The 6,156-nt window shown below is 72.1% G+C and carries 4 protein-coding genes; all 4 read right to left on the bottom strand.

Translation table 11 applies throughout. From position 1 onward, the window contains the following. On the bottom strand, nucleotides 1-858 hold an 858-nt coding region (locus AB0D45_RS15890), incomplete at its 3' end, for a S1 family peptidase (RefSeq protein ID WP_362459033.1). Nucleotides 859-991: 133 nt separating this feature from the next. Further along, a complete protein-coding gene (locus AB0D45_RS15885) occupies nucleotides 992-1,489 on the bottom strand; it encodes a hypothetical protein (protein WP_362459030.1) in 498 nt (165 codons plus the stop codon). 181 nt (nucleotides 1,490-1,670) lie between these two features. After that, a complete protein-coding gene (locus AB0D45_RS15880) occupies nucleotides 1,671-5,198 on the bottom strand; it encodes an ALF repeat-containing protein (protein WP_362459027.1) in 3,528 nt (1,175 codons plus the stop codon). 616 nt (nucleotides 5,199-5,814) lie between these two features. Next, on the bottom strand, nucleotides 5,815-6,153 hold the full coding sequence (locus tag AB0D45_RS15875) for a MerR family transcriptional regulator (RefSeq protein ID WP_362459024.1): 339 nt from the start codon (nucleotides 6,151-6,153) through the stop codon (nucleotides 5,815-5,817). Nucleotides 6,154-6,156: the final 3 nt, after the last annotated feature.

Genomic DNA, 6,156 nt, shown 5'->3' with positions numbered 1-6,156 from the left:
GCCGAAACCGCCGTCGGCCTTGGCCAGAGAGCTGTAGAAACCGATCGATCCGTCGGCGTGGTGGTAGACCATGACCGCGTCGGAGCGGCCGTCACCGTTCACATCACGCTGTGCGATGGAACGCCGTACCGTCTCCTCCACCCAGCCGCCGAGGTCGTCGGTGCGTACGGACACGGCGCCGGTGCGGGTCTCCGCGGGGTCGGTGCCGAGGCAGCCGCCCTGCCAGGAGCGGCTGTTGACGCCGACCAGCTCACCGGCGGCGTTCAGCAGCGGGCCGCCCGTGTCGCCCTTGCAGAGGGAGTCGGTGCCCTTCCCCGTGAGGGTCAGGGTGGTGGCGTTGGAGGCGTTGAGGGTGAACGCGCCGGTGTGCGCCTTGACGGGCGCCCACTCGGTCTTGGTGCGCCCGAAGCCCACGGCGGTCAGATCGGCGCCGGCTGCCGGGGCGGCGCTCGCCTGCTTGATGCGTGCGGTGCCGCCGGCGGGAGTGGCGAGGCGGGCCAGGACGACGTCCCGGTCGGTGCGGGGGACGAGCTCGGAGACGGCGACGCGCTTGCCGTCTCCGAGGGTCACGGTGGTCTTGAGCGCCGGCGCACCTGCGGGGAGCGCGGTACCCGGCGTCGCGGCGAAGCAGCTCGCGGCGGTCAGGACCCAGGAGACGTCGACGACGGTGCCGGTGCATCCGCGGCCGTTCGCCTCATCGCCGATGTTCAGCTTGACGACGGCGGCGTGCTGGCCGGCCGCGGCCTCCTGGCCGGAGACGGCTTGGGCGGAGCCGGCGGGAACGATGCCCGCGGCGACCGCGGTGGCAGTGACGAGCAGGCCTGACATCCGCGCGGTGCGCGGACGGAATGCGGACATGTGCAGTTTCCTTCGGGAACAGGATGCGGTGAGCGCAGACGCCACAGTCGGTCGTGCTGTGCGCGGGACCGGTGGTCGGCGGGTGACGTGACCCTCGACAGGATCGGGAGCCTCGTGGAAAGCCGGCGGGGGGCTACTTGGTGATGCGGATCTCGACCAGGACGTGCTCCCGGCCGTCGACGGACTCGCCGACCCCTTCCCAGGTCTTCGCGGGGATGTCGTATTCGACGCGGTCGTTCTCGGCGGTCATGGCGAGGTGGGTGTTGCCGGAGGCATCGGTCCGTACTCCGTGCACCGACTTGATCTCCAAGGTCAGGAAGCCCTCGTCGCCGATGACCTTGAAGCAGACGTCCGCACGGTCACGGGCGAGGAACTTGAGGAGGTTCTCCTCGCTCCGGCAGTCCGCGAGGACGATGTGGCCGTCGCCCCGCTTGAGGAGGATGCCCTGTTCCGCCAGGATCTTGTCGGCGTTCGGGTAGTTGTAGTCCTCGACGGCGTATCCGGGCGTCGTGTCGGCGACGGGGTCGGCGGTGGCGTCGGAGGGCTGGCCCCCGGCCAGCACGGCCCATGCCAGAACACCGGCCGCCGTCGCGGTTCCCAGAATGCGCGTCCATGCGTTGCGTGATGTCATCACAGTCCTATGAGTGGAGATCGATCAGGGGGCATATCGGAAGGGCGGCGGCGCGCGGCATCTGCGGTGCCGCCACCTCGGTGGGTTTCAGGGAAGGCGGTCCGTCAGGACCGGGAGGGAACTCCGCCACGTTCCGGGGCCAGGAGGGCGAGGAGCCGCCTTTCGCCGGTCCTGCCGTACATCACGGCCCCAGGGTGACGTCGAACTCGATGACCTGGGTCTTGGGCGACATCGGACCGGAGTCGCCGACGATCTTGTCGAGGAGGGAACCGACGGAGTTGCTCCACCAGTCCGTGTATCCGATGACCGGGGGGTGGGTCGCGGACTCGATGGTCGACTCGTTGTAGGCGGTGTAACGCCACACGACGGAGCCGTCCGCGTTCTTGCGGAAGGGAGTCATCCGGACCTGGTGCGAGCCCAGGAACGTGTACGCGAGGTTTCCCGTGAGACCGGCCGTGGTGAGAGTCCCGTAGTCCTTGAGGTACTTCCCCGCACCGTCGAAGCCGCCGAGTGAGTAGTTGGACTTGTAGGAGCGGCCGAGTTCGAAGTTCCCGTCCCGCGTCAGGCCGGCGAAGACGGCGAGGACCTTCTGCGTGTGCTCGTGCTCACGGTAGATGCGGGTGAAATCGTCGTTGGGGCCGAAACACTGCGACCGGGAGCCCGTTCCGGTGAGCCAGCTCCAGCCCAGCTCCCACGGATTGGTGCTGTTGCCGGACTCGATGGGTGCGCCGAACGGCGTCAGGCAGCTCTCGGCGCCTTCCGGGAGGCCGATCTTGCCCGGGTCGATGGGGACCTTCGCGTTGTCCAGCGCGTTCTGGACCGCCTCGCGCACAGCGGCCTGGATGACGAGGTGCTTGGCCTCCAACGCGGCCTGGGCGGCAGCGCCGGCGCTCTCTCCGGCTGCGAGCGATGCCTTGCGGGCCGCAGCAGCCGAGGCCGCAGCAGCCGAGGCGTAGGAAGCGGCCTCGGTGGCGGACCGCACGGCGCGGCTCGCCGCACTCCGCGCCACGCTGCTCGCCCTGCGCGCTGCCGCGGCCGCCTGACGCGCGGTCTCGGCGGAGCGTGCCGCAGCGGCCGCGGACCCCTCGGCGGCGACGGCGTTCTTGCGCGCCTCCTCGGCGGACAGCTTGGCGGCCGCGGCGTAACCCTTGGCACGGTCGGCCCACTCGGCCGCCTTGGCGGCGGCGTCGCGTGCGAGGGCGGCCGCCTCGGAAGCCCGTGCCGCGTTCTCCTGTGCTTCCTGCGCCACCTTCGCCGCACCCGCGATCAGCGCACGGATCGCGCTGATGTGCGTGGCGTGGTCATGGTCGATACGGGCGAACTCGTGCTGCGTGGTGCCGATGAACTGGCGCAGCATGTGCGTGTCGCCTTCGAGCGCGATCTTGGCGGCCGCCTTGACGTAGGGGCCTCCGTTCGCCAGGAGGGTGGTGGCCTTCACCCGGTCGTCCTCGCGGACGGCCGCGGCACGCTCGACGTGCAGGAAGGCGTGCAGGGCCTGGGCGGTGCCCTTCTCCAGCGCGGCCACGGCCGCACGGCGCACCGCGGGGCCGGTGTTGTCGTCGGCCAAGGTCGTCGTCACCTCGACCCGGTTGTCCTCCTTGGCCGCCTCGACTGCTCCGCTTTCGAGGAACGCCTTTGCTTTCGCGGGGTTCTCGGTCTTGAGCACCTCCACGGCCGCCAGGGCCACGTTCTTGGTCGAAATCGCCGCCATGGCTGCGACGTTCTCGACGTTGTCCTGCTGGAGGGCGATGAGGCGGTCGGCGTCGATCCAGTGGACGACGTCCTCGTCGGAGCCGGCCAGCGCGAACTCAGCGGCGTCCCGGGTCCACGTTCCGGCCCGTCCGATGAGCTGGACCGCCGCCTTGCGTCCGGCGGCCACGGCTTCCGCGGTCCTGCCGGCCTTCAGCGCCGACTCCGCGGAGCCGATGAGCGCGAGCAGTTCTTCGGACAGGCGCGCTTCCTGCGTCCGCTCCCGGTCGTACCGTTCGAGCTGGTTCGTTTCCGCGCTCGCCTCGAGCCGCGCGCGTTCGATCGCCTCGGCGGTCTCCTCGGCCAGCCGGGACGTCTCGGCCTCACGAGCCGTCTGTTCGACTGCGCGTGCCTTGTCGACGGCTTCGGCTGCCTTGTTCGCCGCCTCGACGGCCGCGTTGGCGGCCGCCGTCGAGCGGTTCGCGTAGTCGACCGCTTGGCCTGCGTGGTTCGCCGCTTCCACAGCGGCCGCGGCGGCCTTCTCGGCGTGATCGGCGGCACTGTTGGCCGCGTCGCGCGCCGCGCGGGCCGCCGTGGCCGCCTCCCCGGCCAGGGTCCGCGACTTGTTCGCGGCCCGCGTCGCCCTGCCCGCGGCGGCCTCTGCCACGGCGGCTTCCCGCTGCGCGGTGGCGGCCTCGGACTGTGCGGCGCCGGAGGCCACGGCCGCGTCGGCCGATGCCCGAGCGGCAGCGGCGGCGTTGACGGCCGAGCCGGCCGCAGCCGCTCCTGCGGCATCCGCCGCTTCGGCGGCCAGCGCCGCGAGATCGGCCTTCTGCGCCACCGTGCGGACGAACTTGACCATGGCCGTGGCAGCCTGCGCCGCCGATCGGGCCACGTCCGCCATCGCCGCGTCCTTGGAGGCCCCGATCGCAGCTTGGTACGCCCGGGCCGCGGCGCGGCCTGCCGACGCGGCCGCTGCGGCGGCGGCCTGCGCTGCCGCCACCGAACGCTGCGCGGCGGCCTGCGCCGTCCGCGAGGCCGACACCGCGGTCGACGCGGCGGCTGCTGCGCCACGGGCCGCCTGCGCCGCCTTGTTCGCAGCCCGGGCAGAGCGCTGGACGTCCTGGTTGGCGGCCTCGGCCTCGGCCTTGGCCTCCAGCGCCGCCTCTTTCGCCTTCTCGGCAGCCTTGACCGCCTGCTGGGACAGCTCGACGGCCTCGTCGGTCTTCCGGCCGGCGCGCTGCCCCTCCGCCTCCACGACTTTGACCAGTTGCTGGATCGTCGCGGTCTCTTCGTCACGGGCCCGGGCGATGTACTGGCCCGTTTCGAGGAACCACCGGATCGCCCTCGGTGTCCCGTCGGTCAGTGCCCGCTCGGCGTACTCCCGCACCTGCGGCGACGCCGTCACGAGGATGGACGTCACCTGCACCCGCTCGTCCTCCTCGTGAGCGGTGAACTGCCCGCCGCTGAGGAAGGCGCGCAACGCGAAGTCCGAACCGACCCCCAGCGCAGCGGATGCATCACGTTTCACGGCACGGCCCCCGTGGGCCATGACCGTGGTCACGGCGACCTTCAGGTCCTCGCGCACCGCGGCCTCGAATCCGCCCCGGAGGAAGGCCTCGACCGCCGCCGTGCCGCCCGACAGCGCCGTACCGATCCCCTCGCGCGTCGCCCTGCCCGCCATGACCAGGGACTGCGTGAGCGTGAACCTGTTGTCCTCGGCACGAGCCGCCGGCAGCTTCTCGTCGAGGAACGCCCTCACGTCCGCCGCACTCCCCACCAGGGCCGCGGCAGCAGCGGTGCGGACGGCGCGGCCGCCGGTCCGGTACGCCCAGACGACCCTGCCGCGTTCGGTGTCCGGCAGGCCGGATCCCTCGGGCGGTGCGGCGGGTACGGCGCCGCTCGCCGCGTATGCGGGCCGGCTGAGCACCGTGCAGTTCGGCAGCGCACAAGCGGCTGCCACTCCGGCGAAGGCGGTGAGTGCCTGACGTCTGCTGAACTGTCGTGAACGTGGTGCCATCACGACTCCCTTCTCTTGCGCTGATCCCGACCAGGACGTGCTCCCGGCCTGACGGGCTGTCATTGGCCGGTGGCCCGCGCCCGGTGTGCCGCCTCGGACTCCGGGTTCGCGTGTCGCTCCCTGGGGGCGGTGACCACTCTCGGTGCACCGCGAAGGTCAGGGGAAGGGGGTTCGGGTGGACGGAAGCGTCCCTGACCCAATCCGGCCCGGACGGGCCCGCGCCGATGCCGCCGGCCGGCAATCGGGAGCCGGCGCTCATCTTCGGGGGTGTGCCTGACGCCCTGGAGGAGCGTGGCGGAGCCCTGACGACGTGGCCGTCAAGGCCCGGACGGACAGCGCGGTTCGGCTACGACGTCACCCGGACCTGACCCGCCGCCCTCGCGTCGGCATCCCGAAGGCGGTGCCGTCCCGCTTCGCCTCGGCGTAGGCGTACGCGATGCGGCGGCACGGGCCCGGTGGCGACACGGGGCCGCCCCGACATGAGTGACGCCCCTGCCCGGTGTGTCACACGGGCGGGGCGTCGCGGCAGGCGCTGCGGTGCGGGAGGACGTCCGGTACGCGGCAGGCGGTGGGAGGAGGTGTGGACGGGCGCGCCGGCCGGCAGGCGCGCTCCGGCTCACGCCGCGGCCGTCGGATTCGATCCTTTGGCGAAGCGGCGGTATTCGGCGTTGACGCGCTGCGCTTCCTCGAGCTGGTCCTCGAGGACGACGATGCGGCAGGCCGCCTCGATGGGGGTGCCCTGGTCGACCAGTTCGCGGGCACGGGCGGCGATGCGCAGCTGGTAGCGGGAGTAGCGGCGGTGGCCGCCGGCGGAGCGCAGGGGGGTGATGAGGCGGGCTTCGCCGATGGCGCGCAGGAATCCCTGGGTGGTGCCGAGCATCTCGGCGGCCCGGCCCATGGTGTAGGCGGGGTAGTCGTCGTCATCGAGACGGCCGAACGAGTCGTCTGCTGTCATTGC

Source organism: Streptomyces sp. NPDC048352 (genome assembly GCF_040651895.1).
Taxonomy (GTDB): Bacteria; Actinomycetota; Actinomycetes; order Streptomycetales; family Streptomycetaceae; genus Streptomyces.
The sequence above is the reverse complement of the archived record's forward strand: the minus strand, read 5'-3'. Positions and strand labels throughout refer to the sequence as shown.

Coding starts and splice junctions, on each gene's coding strand:
- AB0D45_RS15875 (WP_362459024.1), bottom strand. CDS start 6,153: ATGACAGCAGACGACTCGTTCGGCCGTCTCGATGACGACGACTACCCC.
- AB0D45_RS15880 (WP_362459027.1), bottom strand. CDS start 5,198: ATGGCACCACGTTCACGACAGTTCAGCAGACGTCAGGCACTCACCGCC.
- AB0D45_RS15885 (WP_362459030.1), bottom strand. CDS start 1,489: ATGACATCACGCAACGCATGGACGCGCATTCTGGGAACCGCGACGGCG.